Annotated in this window: 15 protein-coding genes; 5 read left to right on the top strand and 10 right to left on the bottom strand. The window is 72.7% G+C overall.

Translation table 11 applies throughout. From position 1 onward, the window contains the following. Positions 1-397: 397 nt before the first annotated feature. The 9 genes from K4S16_RS30465 to K4S16_RS30425 form a co-directional block, all read right to left on the bottom strand. Positions 398-1,987 (bottom strand): AMP-binding protein, encoded by a 1,590-nt coding sequence (locus tag K4S16_RS30465; protein ID WP_149262513.1) that lies wholly within the window; start codon positions 1,985-1,987, stop codon positions 398-400. Positions 1,988-2,010: 23 nt separating this feature from the next. Continuing rightward, complete coding sequence (locus K4S16_RS30460; RefSeq protein WP_149262512.1) at positions 2,011-2,475, bottom strand: nuclear transport factor 2 family protein; 465 nt, start codon at positions 2,473-2,475, stop codon at positions 2,011-2,013. Further along, complete coding sequence (locus tag K4S16_RS30455; RefSeq protein ID WP_149262511.1) at positions 2,472-3,368, bottom strand: LLM class F420-dependent oxidoreductase; 897 nt, start codon at positions 3,366-3,368, stop codon at positions 2,472-2,474. The genes K4S16_RS30460 and K4S16_RS30455 overlap by 4 nt, the downstream gene beginning before the upstream one ends. A gap of 10 nt (positions 3,369-3,378) precedes the next feature. Next, complete coding sequence (locus K4S16_RS30450; protein ID WP_149262510.1) at positions 3,379-4,845, bottom strand: FAD-dependent oxidoreductase; 1,467 nt, start codon at positions 4,843-4,845, stop codon at positions 3,379-3,381. Between the two features lie 5 nt (positions 4,846-4,850). Next, complete coding sequence (locus K4S16_RS30445; RefSeq protein ID WP_149262509.1) at positions 4,851-5,762, bottom strand: VOC family protein; 912 nt, start codon at positions 5,760-5,762, stop codon at positions 4,851-4,853. 106 nt (positions 5,763-5,868) lie between these two features. Beyond that, positions 5,869-7,053 (bottom strand): acyl-CoA dehydrogenase family protein, encoded by a 1,185-nt coding sequence (locus K4S16_RS30440; protein WP_149262508.1) that lies wholly within the window; start codon positions 7,051-7,053, stop codon positions 5,869-5,871. Positions 7,054-7,075: 22 nt separating this feature from the next. Further along, positions 7,076-8,095: a ferredoxin--NADP reductase gene (locus K4S16_RS30435; protein WP_149262507.1), complete on the bottom strand. Its 1,020-nt coding sequence runs from the start codon at positions 8,093-8,095 to the stop codon at positions 7,076-7,078. Continuing rightward, positions 8,092-9,786: an FAD-binding protein gene (locus K4S16_RS30430; protein ID WP_149262506.1), complete on the bottom strand. Its 1,695-nt coding sequence runs from the start codon at positions 9,784-9,786 to the stop codon at positions 8,092-8,094. The genes K4S16_RS30435 and K4S16_RS30430 overlap by 4 nt, the downstream gene beginning before the upstream one ends. Then, complete coding sequence (locus tag K4S16_RS30425) at positions 9,783-10,652, bottom strand: alpha/beta fold hydrolase (RefSeq protein ID WP_149262505.1); 870 nt, start codon at positions 10,650-10,652, stop codon at positions 9,783-9,785. The genes K4S16_RS30430 and K4S16_RS30425 overlap by 4 nt, the downstream gene beginning before the upstream one ends. Positions 10,653-10,936: 284 nt before the next feature. On the opposite strand from K4S16_RS30425, the gene K4S16_RS30420 reads away from it, so the two are divergent. Next, on the top strand, positions 10,937-11,551 hold the full coding sequence (locus K4S16_RS30420; RefSeq protein ID WP_149262504.1) for a flavin reductase family protein: 615 nt from the start codon (positions 10,937-10,939) through the stop codon (positions 11,549-11,551). 37 nt (positions 11,552-11,588) lie between these two features. Here K4S16_RS30420 and K4S16_RS30415 read toward each other — a convergent pair whose 3' ends face one another. Continuing rightward, on the bottom strand, positions 11,589-12,557 hold the full coding sequence (locus K4S16_RS30415) for an IclR family transcriptional regulator (protein ID WP_235037177.1): 969 nt from the start codon (positions 12,555-12,557) through the stop codon (positions 11,589-11,591). A 179-nt stretch (positions 12,558-12,736) separates the two neighbouring features. Between K4S16_RS30415 and K4S16_RS30410 the strand changes: the two genes are divergently transcribed. The 4 genes from K4S16_RS30410 to K4S16_RS44555 all read left to right on the top strand — a co-directional run bounded on the left by K4S16_RS30410 (position 12,737) and on the right by K4S16_RS44555 (position 15,294). Continuing rightward, the gene (locus tag K4S16_RS30410; RefSeq protein WP_149262503.1) at positions 12,737-13,609 is read left to right on the top strand and encodes a TIGR03619 family F420-dependent LLM class oxidoreductase; all 873 of its coding nucleotides are present in this window, start codon (positions 12,737-12,739) and stop codon (positions 13,607-13,609) included. Further along, positions 13,606-14,100 (top strand): nuclear transport factor 2 family protein, encoded by a 495-nt coding sequence (locus K4S16_RS30405; RefSeq protein WP_149262502.1) that lies wholly within the window; start codon positions 13,606-13,608, stop codon positions 14,098-14,100. The genes K4S16_RS30410 and K4S16_RS30405 overlap by 4 nt, the downstream gene beginning before the upstream one ends. A 175-nt stretch (positions 14,101-14,275) precedes the next feature. Continuing rightward, positions 14,276-14,920, top strand: a complete 645-nt coding sequence (locus tag K4S16_RS44560) for a type II toxin-antitoxin system antitoxin SocA domain-containing protein (protein ID WP_160161078.1) — start codon at positions 14,276-14,278, stop codon at positions 14,918-14,920. After that, positions 14,920-15,294, top strand: a complete 375-nt coding sequence (locus K4S16_RS44555; protein ID WP_160161077.1) for a type II toxin-antitoxin system PemK/MazF family toxin — start codon at positions 14,920-14,922, stop codon at positions 15,292-15,294. Before K4S16_RS44560 ends, K4S16_RS44555 begins: the two co-directional genes overlap by 1 nt. The last annotated feature ends 3 nt before the right edge of the window (positions 15,295-15,297 follow it).

The following is a 15,297-nucleotide window of genomic DNA, read 5'->3' as shown; positions in this document are numbered from 1 at the left end:
GACCGTGATTTCGGGCACAGCGTGGGCGACGCACGCCGGACAGTCGGGCAGCGGCCTGGCCGCGGTCCTCTGGGGCCTGGGCACACTCGCCTTGTGCATACCGGTCGTGTTCAATTACCGTGGCGCCGCTGATTGGCTCGCAGGCATACGCTGGAACAGGGCGCAGCACAAGACCACTCGCCAGGCCGTGTGGTATCAGCGTGGTTCGGCGGCCGTCTTTGCCGCATTGGGCGTTGCCGTTCTCGTCATTGGCGCCACTGAGATGATCCGCGGATAGGCCCGGCATCCGGAATGGCGCCCCCGACGCGTCGCCCTCCGATTGCCACGAGGAACTGCTCGACGCGACGACGCCGCCCGCCGCTGCCTTGACCAGCCCGTCTCGGCGGGGTTCGTCCGCTCATCTGGGTTCGTAGGTGCCGTCGCGGTGCTCGTAGACGGGGTCCTGCGTGTCGCGGCCCTCGGCGCGGAGCGTGCGCTTGACGACCTTGTTGGTGGGGGTGCGGGGCAGTTCGGTGACGATGCGGATGTAGCGGGGCGTCCACTTCGTGCCGAGGTCGGGCTGCGCGTCCAGGAAGGCCGTGAAGGCGGACGGGTCGAACGCCTGGCCCGGGGCCAGGGTCACGGCGGCCATCGCCTGGTCGCCCACGCGGTCGTCCGGGACGGCGTAGACCGCCACGTCGGTGAAGGGCTCGAAGCGGGCCAGGAGGCGCTCGACGGGGGCGGCGGCGAAGTTCTCGCCGTCCACGCGCAGCCAGTCGTCGTCGCGGCCGGCGAAGTACCAGTAGCCGTCGGCGTCGCGGTAGGCGAGGTCGCCCGACCAGGTCCAGCCGTTGCGGACGCGCCTCGCCGTCGCCTCGGGGTTGTTGTAGTAGCCCTCGAACTTGGCGGCGCCCATCGTGTCGACGATCTCGCCGATGGCCTCGTCCGCGTTGAGCAGCACCCCGTTCGCGTCGAACTCGGCGCGCGGGCACTCCCGCAGGGTCCCGGGGTCCATCACGACGGTGCCCGCCTCGGCGACGCCCAGCGATCCGGGCGGCGTGCCCGGGACGCGGTTGAGGCGGATCTCCCCCTCGCTCGACCCGTAGGAGTCGATGACGGTGCAGCCGAAGCGGCGGGCGAACGCGTCGATGTCGCGCTGCGCCGCCTCGTTGCCGAACGCGATGCGCAGCGGGTTGTCGGCGTCGTCCGGCCGCTCGGGGACGGCCAGGATGTAGCTGAGCGGCTTGCCGACGTAGTTGAAGAACGTGACGCCGTAGCGCCGCACGTCCGGCAGGAAGCCGGAGGCCGAGAACCTGCGGCGCAGGACGATGCGGCCGCCCGCGGCGACGGCGGGCGCGATCCCCGCCATCAGGGCGTTGGAGTGGAACATCGGCATGACGACGTAGAACACGTCGTCGCGGGTGAGGCCGCGCCGGTCGCGCTGCTGGACGGCGATCCGGCCCAGCCTGCGCTGCGTGCAGACCACCGCCTTGGGCGCGGACGTCGTCCCGGACGTGAACACCAGCGAGAAGATCGCGTCGGGGTCCACCGGGGCGGGGGCGGTCAGGCGGGCGGAGGCGAGGCGCTCGGCGTGGGCGGGCGTGTCGACCGCCAGGGACGGGACGTCCGCGAGCCCGTCGAGCAGCGGCGCGCGGGACGTCTCGGTGACCAGCAGCGCGCAGTCGGTGTGGGCGATGTCGCGGGCCAGCTCGGCGCCCCGCCGCGTCGGGTTCAGCTCCACGACCGGGACGCCCGCGAGCGCCGCGCCCAGCAGCCAGAACAGGTGCTCGGGCCCGTTCTCCAGGAACAGGCCGACGTGGCCGGGCAGGTCCCGGACGAGCGAGGCCCGCCGCAGGGACTCCGCGACGACCTCGCGCCAGGTCCAGGAGCGGTCCTCGAAGCACAGGCCGGTCCGGTCGTCGTCGCCGCGCGCCGCCACCAGCTCCGCGAACGCGGGCTCGCGGGCCGGGCGGTCGTCGCCGAGTACGGCGGTCTTCTGCTCCTGCATGCCTCTCCCTGTCTCAGGCCCGTTCAGCCGTCGCGCCGCCTCCGGACGGGACGGGTCTCGATCGAGTCGATCCGCTGCTCGCGCCGGGCGAACCGCCAGGTCCCGCCGTCCAGCCGGTAGGCGTCGGTGTACCGGCAGTGCCAGACCAGGTCCCGGGTCGCGCCGTCCGCGCCCTCGGTCAGGTGGTGGGCGACGCAGGCGATCTCGCCGGTGGCGGTGCCGGGCTCGGGCCCCGCGTCGAACACCTCCCCGGCGAGCGCGTGGAAGGTCACCGGGATGCCGCGCAGCGCCGACAGCGTCGCGGCGATCTCGGCGCGTCCGGTGAAGGTCCGCACCGGATCCAGCTCGCCGGGGGCGTCGGGCAGGACGAGGACCGCGTCCTCGGCGAACAGGCCCGCCATGGCGTCGAGCTCGCGGCGGTCGGCGTACAGCGCGTACCGGGCGACCAGGTCGCCGAGCGCCGTCCGGTCGGCGGCCCCGAGCGTCATGCCGGGCCTTCGCCCGACAGGCCCAGGCGGTCGGCGCAGGCGGACAGCTCGTCCTTGGCCTCGCCGAGATCCGCCGTCACCGCCCCGCTCAGGACGAGCCGGTCCGCGCCCAACGCGGCCAGCTTCTCCGCCTTCTCCGGCGTGACCGCGGCCAGCGAATGGCCGAGGGTGAGTCCGAGCGCGTCCGGGTCGCGGCCGTTCTTCTCGGCCTCCTCCCGCATCAGCGCCACGAGCCCGCGCAGCTCCTCCCCCTTCACGCCGAGCGGCTGGAGGCCGTCGCCGTAGCGGCCCGCGCGCCGCGCGGCGGCCCTGGTGTGGCCGCCGATGTGGATGGGGATCCCGCCGTTCTGGACGGGTTTCGGGTAGCTCATCGCCCCCTCGAACCGGAAGAACTCCCCGTCGTGGGAGGCGCCCCCGGGCGCGGTGCCGGCCCACAGCGCGCGCAGCACCCGGAGCTGCTCGTCGCCGCGCCGGCCGCGCGTCTCGAAGTCGGCGCCGCACGCCTCGATCTCCTCGCGCATCCAGCCCATGCCGACGACGAGCCGCAGCCGCCCGCCCGACAGCGCGTCGACGGTGGCGAGCCGCTTGGCCAGCACCACCGGGTGGTGGTTCGGCAGGACGAGCACGCCGGTGGCGAGGCCGATCCGGCTCGTCCGGCCGGCGAGGAACGCCAGCAGGTCCAGCGGGTCGGGGATGTCGACGTCGTCGGCCAGCTCCATCCGCCCCGACCTGGCGTAGGGGTAGACGCTGCTGTAGCCGCTCGCCACCACCGCGTGCTCGACCGCGCCGACCGACTCGAAACCGCAGGCCTCCGCGTGCCGGGCGTACTCGCCGACCCACGCGGGGTCGGCGGTGACGCCCGCCGCCACTGGCAGCAGGACGGAATACCTCATGCGAGCCCCCTCAGTTCCGGGCGGCGGCGCGCCCGGCGCGGCGGCCGAAGAACGTGCCGTCGCCGAGGGACGTCCCGCTGATGTAGCCCTCGCCGTGGATCCCGGAGGCCGCGCGCCCCGCGGCGTACAGGCCGGGGATCGGCTCACCGGAGTTGTTGCGGACCTCGCCGTCCACGCTGGTGTCCAGGCCGCCCAGGGTGAATCCGCCGGCGCCCGTCCCGGCGCCGTGCTTGCCCGCGCCGAAGAACCCGTCGGCGGGGTCGATCGCCGCGAAAGGGCCCTTCAGGGGACGCAGCCACTTGGGGTCCTTGTGGAAGTAGGGGTCCTCGCCCCTCTCCGCGAACCGGTTGTAGGTCTCGACGGTCGCCTCCAGCGAACCGGGCGGCAGGCCGAGGGACTCCTCAAGCTCCGCGATCGTCTCCGCCGCGTGCTTGGGACGGACGCCCCACATGTCGGCCTCGGCGATCTCGTCGTGCCCCGCCTCGTCGATGATCGCCCAGTAGGGTCCGGGCTGGTGCTGGACGGCCTGGTGGCTGAACAGCCCCGGGTAGACGTCCTCGTTGATGAACCGGCGGCCGAGGCCGTCCACGAGCATGCCCCGGCAGACGACGGCGGGGTTGGCGGTGAGCGCGATCTCCACCGCCGCCATGCGGCGCGTCGCGGCGCCGAGCGCGGTCGCCATCCGGATGCCGGACCCGTCGCTGGTGCCGTCGCTGACCTTGTCGTGCCCGAGCAGCACCGGGGCGTGGTCGGCGAGCATCTCCTCGTTGTCGACGAACCCGCCGGAGGTCAGGACGACACCCCGCCGCGCCCGGTAGGCCACCCGGTCGGAGAACTTGCGCGCGACAACGCCGGCGACGCGTCCGGTGTCGTCCACGACGAGGTTCGTGGCGTAGGTGTCCTGATGGGCGGCGGCGCCCGCCTCGACGGCGGCCGCGATCAGCTTCTCCATCAGGATCCCGCCGGCGAACATCGGCGCCTCGGGGCGGTGGCCGCGCGGCACGGGCCGGGCGATCGTGTTGTACGGCCAGGCGTTCTCACCGAGCCACATCAGGCCGTCCTCGGTGTACGGCATCCAGCCCGGCGCGTCGAACAGGCTCTCCTTGAACGGGACGCCCCGCGCGCGGAACCACTCGAAGTGCTCCACGCTGCCGTCGCAGTACAGCCGCAGCTTCTCCTCGTTCGCGTGCGGGCCGAGCGCCGCCCTGAGGAACGCGAACATGTCGTCGGGCGTGTCGTCGAAGCCGCACGCCTTCTGCACCCGCGTGCCGCCGCCGAGGTACAGCTCCCCGCCCGACTGGGCGGACGTCCCGCCGGGACCGCTCGACCGCTCCAGGACGAGCACGTCCGCGCCCGCCGCCGCGGCCTCGTACGCCGCTGCGGCGCCGGCCGCTCCGAAGCCGACCACCAGCACGTCGCACTCGTGGTCGAACTCCACCTCCGCGGCGCCGACCGGTTCCACCGAGGGCTTCGCCACCGGCGTCAGCCCTTCTTCGGCGGGGTGAAGGCGGCCAGCGGTTCGGAGCCCGACCAGTCGTGGCCCCAGTAGCTGTCCCTGGTGATCTCCTCGGCGGTGTAGTACGCCTCGTCCACGACCATGCCCTCGCAGCCGTACTCGACGTCCCAGCCGCCGGGGGCGCGGACGTAGAACGACACCATCTTGTCGTTGGTGTGGCGGCCCAGCGTGGAGGAGATCGAGAAGCCCCTCCCGGTGACGGTGTCGAGCGCGATGCCGACGGCGTCGAGGGTGTCGACCTCCACCATGAGGTGGACCAGGCCAGGGTCGCCGTCGAACGGCGCGGGGCAGATCGCGAGGCTGTGGTGGCGCTGGTTGACGCCCATGAACCTGACCTTCGCGCCGCCGCCGCCGACCTTCATCGCGCCGCGCGGCAGGAACCCGAGGACCTCGGCGTAGAACGCGGTGGTCTCGGCGAACCTCGGCGTGGGCAGCACGACGTGGCCCATGCCCATGCCGCCGGTGACGAACTTCTGCGCGAAGCCGGTGCGCACCGGGCTGTGGTCGAGCACCGGGCCCCAGAACACCTCGACCGGCGTGCCGCCCGGGTCGGTGAACGCGATGGCCTCCTCGGCGTCGCGCTCCGCCGCCTCCTTGGACGTCAGCTCCGTCACGGCCGTCCCGGACTTCTCGACGGCCTCGCGGACGGCGGCCAGCGCGTACTGGTCGCGGACCTCCCAGCCGACGGCCAGCACCCGGTCGCTGTCGCCGGGCAGCACCCGCAGGCGCGAGCGGCGCTCGTCCATGCGCAGGTACAGGCCGTCCGGGTCCGGTCCGCTCCCCTCGGCGAACCCGAGCCCGTCCAGGGCGAACTCGCGCCAGCGGTCGATGTGCCGGGTCTGGACCTTCAGATACCCCAGCCCTCGGATCTGCGTCACTGTCCTCGGTCCCTTCTGGATAGCCCGCCGCGGCGGGGTGGTCGATGCGCGGCGTGCCGGGCGGTGGAGGCGCCCACGCTCCCGGCACGCCGCGGGTCTGCGGCGCTCAGATCATCGAGCGCATCGGGCCCTGGGGCGGCTCGATGTCCAGCTCCGTCAGGGCGGAGACGTGGTAGACCGAGCCCGGGACGTGGATGGCGTGGGCGAGGCCGACGTGCGCGTCCCGCCAGAACCGCTGGATCGGGTTGTCGTTGCGCATCGCGTTGCCCCCGGACCGGACGACGATCTCGTTCATCGCCTGCACCGCCCGCCACGCCGCGCGGACCTGGGTGCGGCGCCCGGCGGCGCGCTCGGCGAACGTCGGCTCGTGCCCGGCGGCGACCATGTCGTACATGCGCGAGCAGTTGTCGAGCAGCGCGGTGCGGGACGCCTTGATCTCCTCGGCGGCCTCGCTGATCGCGTACAGCACGTACGGGTCGTCCTTGATCTTCGTGCCGGTGATCTGGACGCGGTTGCGCTGGTAGGCCAGGTGGTGGTGCAGCGCGCCCTCGGCGATGCCGATCACCGCGGAGGTGATGCCGAGCGGGAACACGCAGGAGAACGGCATCAGGTAGGACGGGTTGGTCAGCCCCGCCTCGCACGGCGCCGACCCGTCCACGACCTTGGAGTACTCCAGCGTCCGGTACGTCGGGACGAACGCGTCCTTGACGATGATGTCCTTGCTGCCGGTGCCCTTCAGCCCGGCGACGTCCCAGGAGTCCTCGACGATCTGGTAGTCCGAGCGGGGCAGGATCATGTGCAGCGACCGCGGCGGCAGCGCCATCTTGCCCTCGTCGTCGCCCAGCATCGCGCCGAGGAAGATCCAGTCGCAGTGGTCGGTGCCGGAGGAGAACTGCCAGCGGCCGTTGAAGACGTAGCCGCCGTCCACCGGCCGGGCGATGCCCATCGGCGCGTACGGGGACGCGATCCAGGTGTCGGGGTCCTCGCCCCAGATCTCCTCGCGCACCTTCGGGTCGGCGTAGGCCATCTCCCACGGGTGGACGCCGACGATGCCGGCGATCCAGCCGGTGGAGCCGTCCAGGGAGGCGATCCCCATCACCGTCTCGGCGAACTCGCGCGGGTGGACCTCCAGCCCGCCGTGCGCCTCCGGCTGCAGCAGCCGGATGACGCCCGCGTCGCGCAGGATCCGCGCCGCCTTGTCGTCGAGCCTGCCGAGCGCCTCGTTGGCGGGGCCGAGCTCGCGGATCTGCTCCGCCCTCTCCATGATCGTGTCAAGCACGCGGTTGGCCATCGCCTGTCTCCCGTATGTGTCGTCAGCCGTCGTAAGTGATCTTCAGCCGGTCGGTGACCGGCCTCGCCTGACAGGCGAGGATGAGGCCGTCGGCGAGATCCTGCTCGTCGAGGACCGTGTTGGCGTCCAGGGTGACCTCGCCCTCCAGCGCCACGCAGGCGCACGCCGAGCAGGAGCCCTCCCGGCAGGAGAACGGGGCGTCCACCCCGGCGCGCAGCAGCGCGTCGAGGAGCCGCTCCGACTTCGGCCACGGCACCGTGCGGGTCTCGCCGTCCATCTCGACCTCGATCTCCCCCGCATCGCCGTCCTCCGCCTGCTCCTCCGGCGCGTCGGGCTCCTCGAACGGGTCGCCCTCAAGGGAGAAGAACCGCTCGACGTGCACCCGCGCACCGAGGGCGGCGAGCGTCTCGGAGACCAGGTCCATGAAGATCTCGGGCCCGCACACGTACGCGGCGCGGCCGGAGTAGGGGCCCGCCAAGGACCGGACGGCGGCGGCCGTCGGCAGCCCCTGCACCGACTCCAGCAGGTGGAGGACGGTGAGCCTGTCCGGGTACCGCTCGGTCAGCTCCCTCAGCTCGTCGGCGAAGATGACCGACCGCTCGTCGCGGTTGGCGTAGAGCAGCGCCACCTTCGCCGAGCCGCCCGCCAGGCACGACTTGAGGATCGACATGACCGGGGTGATGCCGCTGCCGCCCGCGACGAGCAGCAGGTCCTCGTCCAGCGAGGGCGGCGTGAACGTCCCGGCCGGGCGCAGCACCTCCAGGACGTCGCCCGCCGTGACGTTGTCGCAGATCCAGTTGGACCCGAGACCGCCCGCGACCCGCTTCACCGTCACCTTGAGCCGGTCGTCGGTGAGCGGTGAGCTGCACAGCGAGTAGCAGCGCGCGGCCCAGCCCCCCTCGGCCGGCACCCGGACGGTGAGGAACTGCCCGGGACGGTAGGTGAACCGGCCCCGGTCGCCCTCGGCGGGTTCGAGGACGAGCGAGTGGGCGTCGGCCGTCTCGTGGACGACCTCCACCACCCGCGCCTTCAGTGCCGTCATGAGCTTTCCGCGGCCTTCCCGGCGGGCGTGCCCGCGGCGTGCAGGGCCGCGATGTAGCCGAACACGATGGCCGGGCCGATCGTGGCGCCCGGGCCCGCGTACTCGTTGCCCATCACCGACGCCGACGAGTTCCCCGTCACGTACAGGCCCTCGATGACCGAGCCGTCCTCGCGCAGGACGCGGGCGTGCTCGTCGGAGACGAGGCCGCCCTTGGTGCCGAGGTCGCCGACCTCCATCCGGAACGCGTGGTACGGCCCGCCCTCGATCACGTCGAGGTTGGGGTTCTTCAGGTTCGGGTCGCCGTAGTAGCGGTCGTAGGCGGAGTCGCCGCGGCCGAACTCGGGGTCCTTGCCCTCGCGCGCGTACCCGTTGAACGTCTCGACGGTCTCGGTCAGCGCGTCCGCCGGCACGCCGATCTTGCCGGCGAGCTCGGCGAGGGTGTCCGCCTTGAACGCGATGCCGGCCTCGTAGAACGCCTTCGGGATCGGCGCGCCGGGCAGGATCTGCGCGAACGGGTAGCGCGCCCGCGCCTTGGCGTCCATCACGAACCAGCAGGGGACGTGCCCGCCCTCAAGCTGGTCGTGGACGAAGTTGACGTACGGGGCCGACTCGTTGGTGAACCGCTTCCCGTCCTGGGAGACGATGACCGACCTCGGGATGCACCGCTCGGACAGCAGCGGGATCGTCGCCCCCGCCGGGTGCCGGACGGCGGGCATCCACCAGGCGTCGTCCATCAGGTCCAGCGCCGCGCCGACGCCCTCACCGGCGCGGATGCCGTCGCCGGTGTTCTCGCGGGCGCCCATCGCGAAGTCCTCCTGGCCGCCCTTCGGGAGGTACTTGTCGCGCATCTCCTGGTCGTGGTCGAAGCCGCCCGTCGCGAGCAGGACGCCCTTGCGCCCCCGGACGCGCAGCGTCTCGCCGTCCCGCCGGACGACGACCCCGGTGACGCGGCCGTCCTCGACGACCAGCTCGGTCATGGGGGTCTTCAGCCAGAGCGGGACGCCGGCGTCCTTCAGCGCCATCCGCAGCCGCGCGGCGAGCGCCCGGCCGCCCGTCGCCATGTGGCGGCGGCGGACCATGTTGGACGACACGCGCCACGCCGCGACCAGCGACGCGCGCCGGCCCGTCCAGGTGCGCTTGGCCATCGCGAGGTCGTGGTAGTCCTTCGCGGTGATCCACAGGCCGAGCGGGCCCTTCATGCTGTTCGGCCGCTGGTACCGCTCGTCCTCGCCGAGCTTGCGGGTGTCGAACGGCTTGGCCTCGATGGACCGGCCGAGCGGCCGCCCGCCCTCGTACTCGGGGTGGTAGTCGGCGTAGCCCTTCGTCCAGAAGAACCGCATCCACTTGCTCTTGCAGAGCAGCTCCATGGCGGCGGGTCCGTGGTCGACGAACGCGTCCAGCCGCGCCGCCGGGACGCGCCCCTCGGTGAGCCGGTCCAGGTAGGCGCGGATCGACTCGCGGCTGTCGTCGTGGCCGCGGGCCTTCAGCGTCGGGTTGTTGGGGATCCAGATCCCGCCGCCGGAGATCGCGGTGGAGCCGCCGAACTTCTTGCCCTTCTCCACGATCAGCGCCGAGAGCCCGGCGTCGTGCGCGGTCAGCGCGGCGGTCATCCCGCCGCCGCCGCTGCCGACGACGACGAGGTCGTACTCGTGGTCCCAGCCGCTCCCGGGCTCCCTGCCGCCGTCGCTCATTCCTCGTCCTTCCGGGTCAGGAACGCCAGCACGGCGCTCTCCCAGGCGGACTTCTGCTCGATCATCACCCAGTGCCCGCAGTTGGGGAAGATGTTCACCTGGACGTCGGGGATCGTGCGCATCGGCACCAGCACCATGTCGACGGGGCTGACCCGGTCGTCGCGGCCCCAGGTGATGAGGGTCTTGGCCTTGAGCTTGTGGAGCATCGCCCAGTAGGGCGGCTCGTTCGAGGCGGCCATCGCCTTGGCACGGGCCGCCATCGCCTTCGACCCGTACATGCGTCGGGCGCTGGCGAGGGTGTCGGGGTCGGTGGCCTGCCGCCAGCGCTCCTCGATCATCTCCTCGGTGACGATCCGCGGGTCGTACACCATCGAGTTGAGCCACCGGACGAGGCCCTCGCGGGTCGGGTCGTCGGTGAACTCGGCCAGCAGCCTGATCCCCTCGCCCGGCGCGGGGCTGAAGACGTTGGTCCCGATCCCGCCGATGGTGACCAGCCGCCCGACGCGGCCCGGATGCCGGATCGCCACCTGCGCCGCGACGATGCCGCCCATGGAGTTGCCGACCACGTCGACCCGGTCGAGGCCGAGGCCGTCCAGGAACCGGACGACGGCGCCGCCGGCGGCCATCATCGGGTGCTCGTCGGTCGGGTCGCTGACCCCGAAGCCGGGGAACTCCAGGACCAGGCAGCGGAAGTGCTCGGCGAACCGGGCGAGGTTGCCGCGGTAGTTGCGCCAGCCGGTGACGCCGGGACCGGAGCCGTGCAGCATCAGCAGCGGCGGGCCCTCACCGGCCTCGTGGTAGCGCAGGACGCCCTGGTCGGTGGCGAGCTCGCGCAACGTCGACTCGTAGGTCAGCTCCGCAGGCATGATCTCCCAGTCCTTCGACGGTGGCTTGTCCGGAACGTAATCGGCGGGGCGGCGCGGTCACGCCGTGGATCCCGATCAGCGGGACGCGGGTCCCAGGGCGGCTCCGCGGGGGCGCGGAAGCACCCGCTTCCACTCATCGGGATCGCGGGGGGTGGCCGCGGCGGAGCGTGCCTACGTTCGAGCCCACCGGCCGCCGCTTGACCGGTGCCGGGTGGGTACCCCTTAGTGGAAATACCGCATAGTTGACCCGACCGACCGCACGCTCGCAGCCCCGAGGTGAACAGATGCCAGCCGAGCCAGCGCTCACCCCCCTGCACGACGCCGATGCGAACGACTGGCAGGCGGACGCCGCCGCGGCGCCGGAGCCGGCGGACTTCCGCAAGGCCATGGCGGAGTTCGCGACGGGCGTCACCGTCATCACCGCCCTGGACGGCGGCGAACCGGTCGGCTTCGCCTGCCAGTCGTTCGCGTCGGTCTCGCTGGACCCTCCGCTCATCCTGTTCTGCGCCGACAAGCGCGGCCGCTCGTGGCCGCGAATCCGCTCGGCCGGGCGGTTCTGCGTGAACGTGCTCGCCGAGGAGCAGCGCGAACTGTGCGAGCGGTTCGGGTCGAGCCGTGGCACCAAGTTCGAGGAGCTGGACTGGGAGGAGTCGCGGTGGGGCGCCCCCCTGCTGCCGGACGTCCTGCTCGCGGTCCACTGCGTCGTGCACGACGTGCACGAGGCCGGCGACCACGAGGTGGTGATCGGGCGGGTCCTCGCGGTGGACCGGCACGAGGTGGTCGACGGCGCGTGGCGGCGTCCGATGGTGTTCTTCCGCAGCCGGTTCGGCGTCGGCGAGCCGGACGCGCCGATCGCCCCCGACCCGTGGGGCATCGGCGACCGGTGGGGCTGGGGCTGAGGTCACTTCTGGCCCGCCGTCACATCGGGTCCGCCCGTCACATCCAGTCGCCGCGGCCGTCGACCGCGAGCAGCCGGTTCATGGTCTCCGGTGACCAGCTGGTCTCCTCGCCGGTCCGGACGGCGCGCCGGGTGCGCCCGCCGGGGCGTCCCGCGCGGGTGCCCGGGGCCGAGCCGGGGAACAGGATCTGCGACGCCTCGCGCGCGGCGGTGACGACCAGCGGCGCGACGTTCTCCAGCGGCGCCCGGATGTCGCCGGCCAGCGAGATGCCCGCGACCGGCCCCTCGGCGCCGCGGATCGCCGCGGCGACGCAGGCGATGCCCGGGTAGGACTCGCCGCGCTCGAACGCCAGGCCGCGGCGCTGCCGGATGCGGTGCAGCTCCTGGTGGAGCGTGCCCAGCTCGCCGATCGTGCGGCTGGTGAACCGGCTGATGCCCGAGCCGAGCAGCGCGTCCACCTGCTCGGGCTCCAGCCAGGCCAGCATCGCCTTGCCGAGCGCGGTGCAGTGCGCCGGGGCGCGGCCGCCGACCCGCGACGGGACGGAGGTGGCGAGCCGCCCGCCGAGCTTGTCCAGGTAGAAGACCTCGGCGCCGTCCAGGACGGCCAGGTGCGCGACGAGCCCGGTGGTGACCTGCAGTTCGTGCAGCAGCGGCGCGGCCGCCTCGCGGATCTTGCCGTGCCCGCCGTCCTGCCCGCCGAGGCCGAGGGCGCGCTGGCCGAGGCCGTAGCCGAACGAGTGGTGCGCGAGCCAGCGCTGCTTGACGAGCTGGTCCAGGATCCGGTGCGCCGTCGAGCGCGGCAACTGGGTGCGGCGGGCCACGTCCTCCAGGGTCAGCCGGGCGGTCGGTCCGTTGAACGCGTCGAGGATCAGCGTCATCCGCTCGATCATCGACGGCGGCGACTCCCGGCGCGCGTTCGCCGTCGTCATGACGTCCCGCCGCGTCATCGACTCCGGCGCGGTCATGGCCTCCGGCGTCGCTGCCTCCGGCGTCATGGCCTCGGTCATCGCACCTCCCAGAACATGACTGAAATGAATTCTTGTTACCTGGAATGTAGCAACCGCTTGCTCTCAGCGGAAGAGGGGTCGTAAGACCAGGTCAGCCGGAGCATACGAGACCGGGACCGCGCCCCAGGTCGGACCGGAGGCCGTGATAGAACGTTTTTCTGCCAACGAGGGGAGCAGCGATGCGTGTCGGGATCGTCACGCCGGTGGCGGCCCAGCCGCCCGGCCATGCCGCCTGGGAGCGTGACGCGGGCGTCGAGGAGATCGGCCTGATCGCCGCGACCGCCGACCGGCTCGGCTACCACCACCTGACGTGCAGCGAGCACGTAGCCGTCCCGGCGGAGGCCGCCGAGCAGCGCGGCGGCGTCTACTGGGACCCGCTCGCCACCTTCGGCTACCTCGCCGCCCGCACGTCCCGGATCCGGCTCGCCACGCAGGTGCTCGTGCTCGGCTACCACCATCCGCTCGCCATCGCCAAGCGCTACGGCACGCTCGACCGGATCAGCGGCGGGCGGCTCACGCTCGGCCTCGGCGTCGGCAGCCTGGAGGAGGAGTTCGACCTGCTGGGCGCGCCGTTCGCCGGCCGCGGGGCGCGCGCCGACGACGCGCTGGCCGCGCTCCGGGCGTCCCTGTCGCGGCGGACGCCGGAGTACCGCGGCGAGCACTACGCCTACTCGGGGCTGGTGGTGGAGCCGCACGCCGTCCAGGAGCGCGTGCCGCTGTGGATCGGCGGCCGCTCCGGCCGCTCCCTGCGCCGCGCGCTGACCACCGACGGCTGGGTCCCGTTCGGCCTGCCGCTGCGCACGCTCGCCGGGATGCTCGCGGACGCCGACGTGCCGCCCGGCTTCGACGTGGTGCTCGCGCCGACGCGCCCGCTGGACCCGATCGGCGCGCCGGAAGCGTCCGGGACGGCGCTCGCCCGGCTGCGCGAGGCGGGCGCGACGATCGCCGGCGTCCGGATGGACTCGCGGTCGGCCGCGCACTACTGCGAGCAGCTCGCCGCCCTCCGTGCGCTGGCCGCCGACTACGACCTGGCCTTCGGGGAGGAAGCGTGAGCGTCGAAGCCCGCCTGGCCGCCCTCGAGGAGCGCCTGCGCGCCCTGGAGGACGAGCGCGAGATCACCCGGCTGATCCTGTCATACGGCCCGCTGGTCGACAGCGGCTGCGCGTCCGAGGTCGCCGCGTTGTGGGAGCCGGACGGCGTCTACGACGTCGACGAGCTGATGATGGCCGGCGGCCCGGAGATCGAGGCGATGGTCCGCTCCGACGGCCACCAGCGTTGGATCTCCGGCGGGTGCGCGCACGTCGTCGGGCCGCCGCACGTGACCGTCTCCGGCGACGAGGCCACCGCCGTCGGCTACACCCTCATGATCGTCAAGCGGCCGGACGGCTTCGTCCTGCGCCGCGCGACCGCCAACCACTGGCGCCTGCGCCGCACCCCGTCCGGCTGGCGCGCCGTCACCCGCACCAACCGCGTCCTCGACGGCCGCGAGGAGTCCCCCGACCTGCTCGCCTCCCACTTCCCGGGCGCCGTCCGCCACCGCTGACCGCCCCGGGGGAAGCCGCTTTACCCGCCCGGCGATGACATCATGCAGTAGTATTCCGATTACTTAGAGCAGGGGTTCCGAAGCGCCGCTCGAGCCGTACTCGAGCTTGATCGAACATACTTTCGACAGACCCGGAGAGGTGGCGGGCTTGAGCCGCGGACATACACTGGTCGACGTGACGGCTCCTGCGCCCCTTCGCGGTCCGGCGGCGGCCATCGCCTACCTTCTGGCGTCCGCCCGAGCCCACGGCATGCGCGTGAACCGCACCAAGCTCACCAAGCTCCTCTACCTGGCCGATCTGCGAGCCGTCGAGCACGGCCTGCCGCCGGGCTCCGGCGTGGAGTGGAGATGGCGGCACTACGGGCCGCACAGCCTCCGCCTCAAGGAGATCGAGCGCGACCTGCAAGACGCCGGGCACGTGCAGGTCGAAGGCACCGTCGATCCCTTCACCGGGAACTGCGAGTACACCATCCACCTGATGGACGCCCCGCAGACCGTCGTCGACGCCGCGTTCACCAGGATCGTGGACAGCGTCCTCGACGATTTCGGAGACTGGTCCGCGAGCCAGCTCCGCGACCTCACGTACCAGACGCCCCCTATGCAGGAGGCCGCGAAGCGCGGCAAGCGCGAGGTGCGGCTCGACCTCTCCGGCGGAGCGCCCTTCCCGGACCTCGGCCCAGGGCTCGCCCACCTGCGCGAATGGGCCGCGCGCAACCCCCTCCCCGCGGACGAGCCGGGCGGCACCGACGACCTCGCCGAGGAACTGGACGACCTCGCCGAGCACCGCGCCGACGCCACGCGGCGCTACCTGGACGAGTGATGCCCGGCCCTTACCTGGCCGGCGGCATCTACCTCGTCCCCGACAAGACGCTGCGTCTCATCCCCGAGGAGGGCAGGGAGGTCCACGACGAGCGCCGTCCCGTGGTGGTGGTCACCGGCGGCGAGACCAACGGTGACGCCGACTGGCCCTTCGTCCTCATCTGCCCCGTCTCCGGCTCGACACGGCGCCGCACCCGTTTCGACGTGCAGCTCTCCAAGGGCCAGGGCGGTGCCACCAAGAAGTGCTGGATCCGCGTGCCCGCCGTCCAACCGCTCATGAAGGACGTTCTGGAAGATCGCACGGGCGTCCTGGACGAGGACCTGCTGACCCAGGTCCAGGGACGGCTCGCGCAGTATCTCGGGCTGCTCGGCTGATGC

Origin of the sequence: Actinomadura sp. K4S16, assembly GCF_008327685.1 — a bacterium.
In the GTDB taxonomy this organism is placed as follows: domain Bacteria; phylum Actinomycetota; class Actinomycetes; order Streptosporangiales; family Streptosporangiaceae; genus Spirillospora.
This window is presented reverse-complemented; position numbering and strand designations above follow the sequence as displayed.

Excerpts from the sequence above, each read along its gene's own strand:
- K4S16_RS30465 (WP_149262513.1), bottom strand. The coding sequence starts at position 1,987 with ATGCAGGAGCAGAAGACCGCCGTACTCGGCGACGACCGCCCGGCCCGC.
- K4S16_RS30460 (WP_149262512.1), bottom strand. The coding sequence starts at position 2,475 with ATGACGCTCGGGGCCGCCGACCGGACGGCGCTCGGCGACCTGGTCGCC.
- K4S16_RS30455 (WP_149262511.1), bottom strand. The coding sequence starts at position 3,368 with ATGAGGTATTCCGTCCTGCTGCCAGTGGCGGCGGGCGTCACCGCCGAC.
- K4S16_RS30440 (WP_149262508.1), bottom strand. The coding sequence starts at position 7,053 with ATGGCCAACCGCGTGCTTGACACGATCATGGAGAGGGCGGAGCAGATC.
- K4S16_RS30435 (WP_149262507.1), bottom strand. The coding sequence starts at position 8,095 with ATGACGGCACTGAAGGCGCGGGTGGTGGAGGTCGTCCACGAGACGGCC.
- K4S16_RS30430 (WP_149262506.1), bottom strand. The coding sequence starts at position 9,786 with ATGAGCGACGGCGGCAGGGAGCCCGGGAGCGGCTGGGACCACGAGTAC.
- K4S16_RS30425 (WP_149262505.1), bottom strand. The coding sequence starts at position 10,652 with ATGCCTGCGGAGCTGACCTACGAGTCGACGTTGCGCGAGCTCGCCACC.
- K4S16_RS30420 (WP_149262504.1), top strand. The coding sequence starts at position 10,937 with ATGCCAGCCGAGCCAGCGCTCACCCCCCTGCACGACGCCGATGCGAAC.
- K4S16_RS30415 (WP_235037177.1), bottom strand. The coding sequence starts at position 12,557 with ATGACCGAGGCCATGACGCCGGAGGCAGCGACGCCGGAGGCCATGACC.
- K4S16_RS30410 (WP_149262503.1), top strand. The coding sequence starts at position 12,737 with ATGCGTGTCGGGATCGTCACGCCGGTGGCGGCCCAGCCGCCCGGCCAT.
- K4S16_RS44555 (WP_160161077.1), top strand. The coding sequence starts at position 14,920 with ATGCCCGGCCCTTACCTGGCCGGCGGCATCTACCTCGTCCCCGACAAG.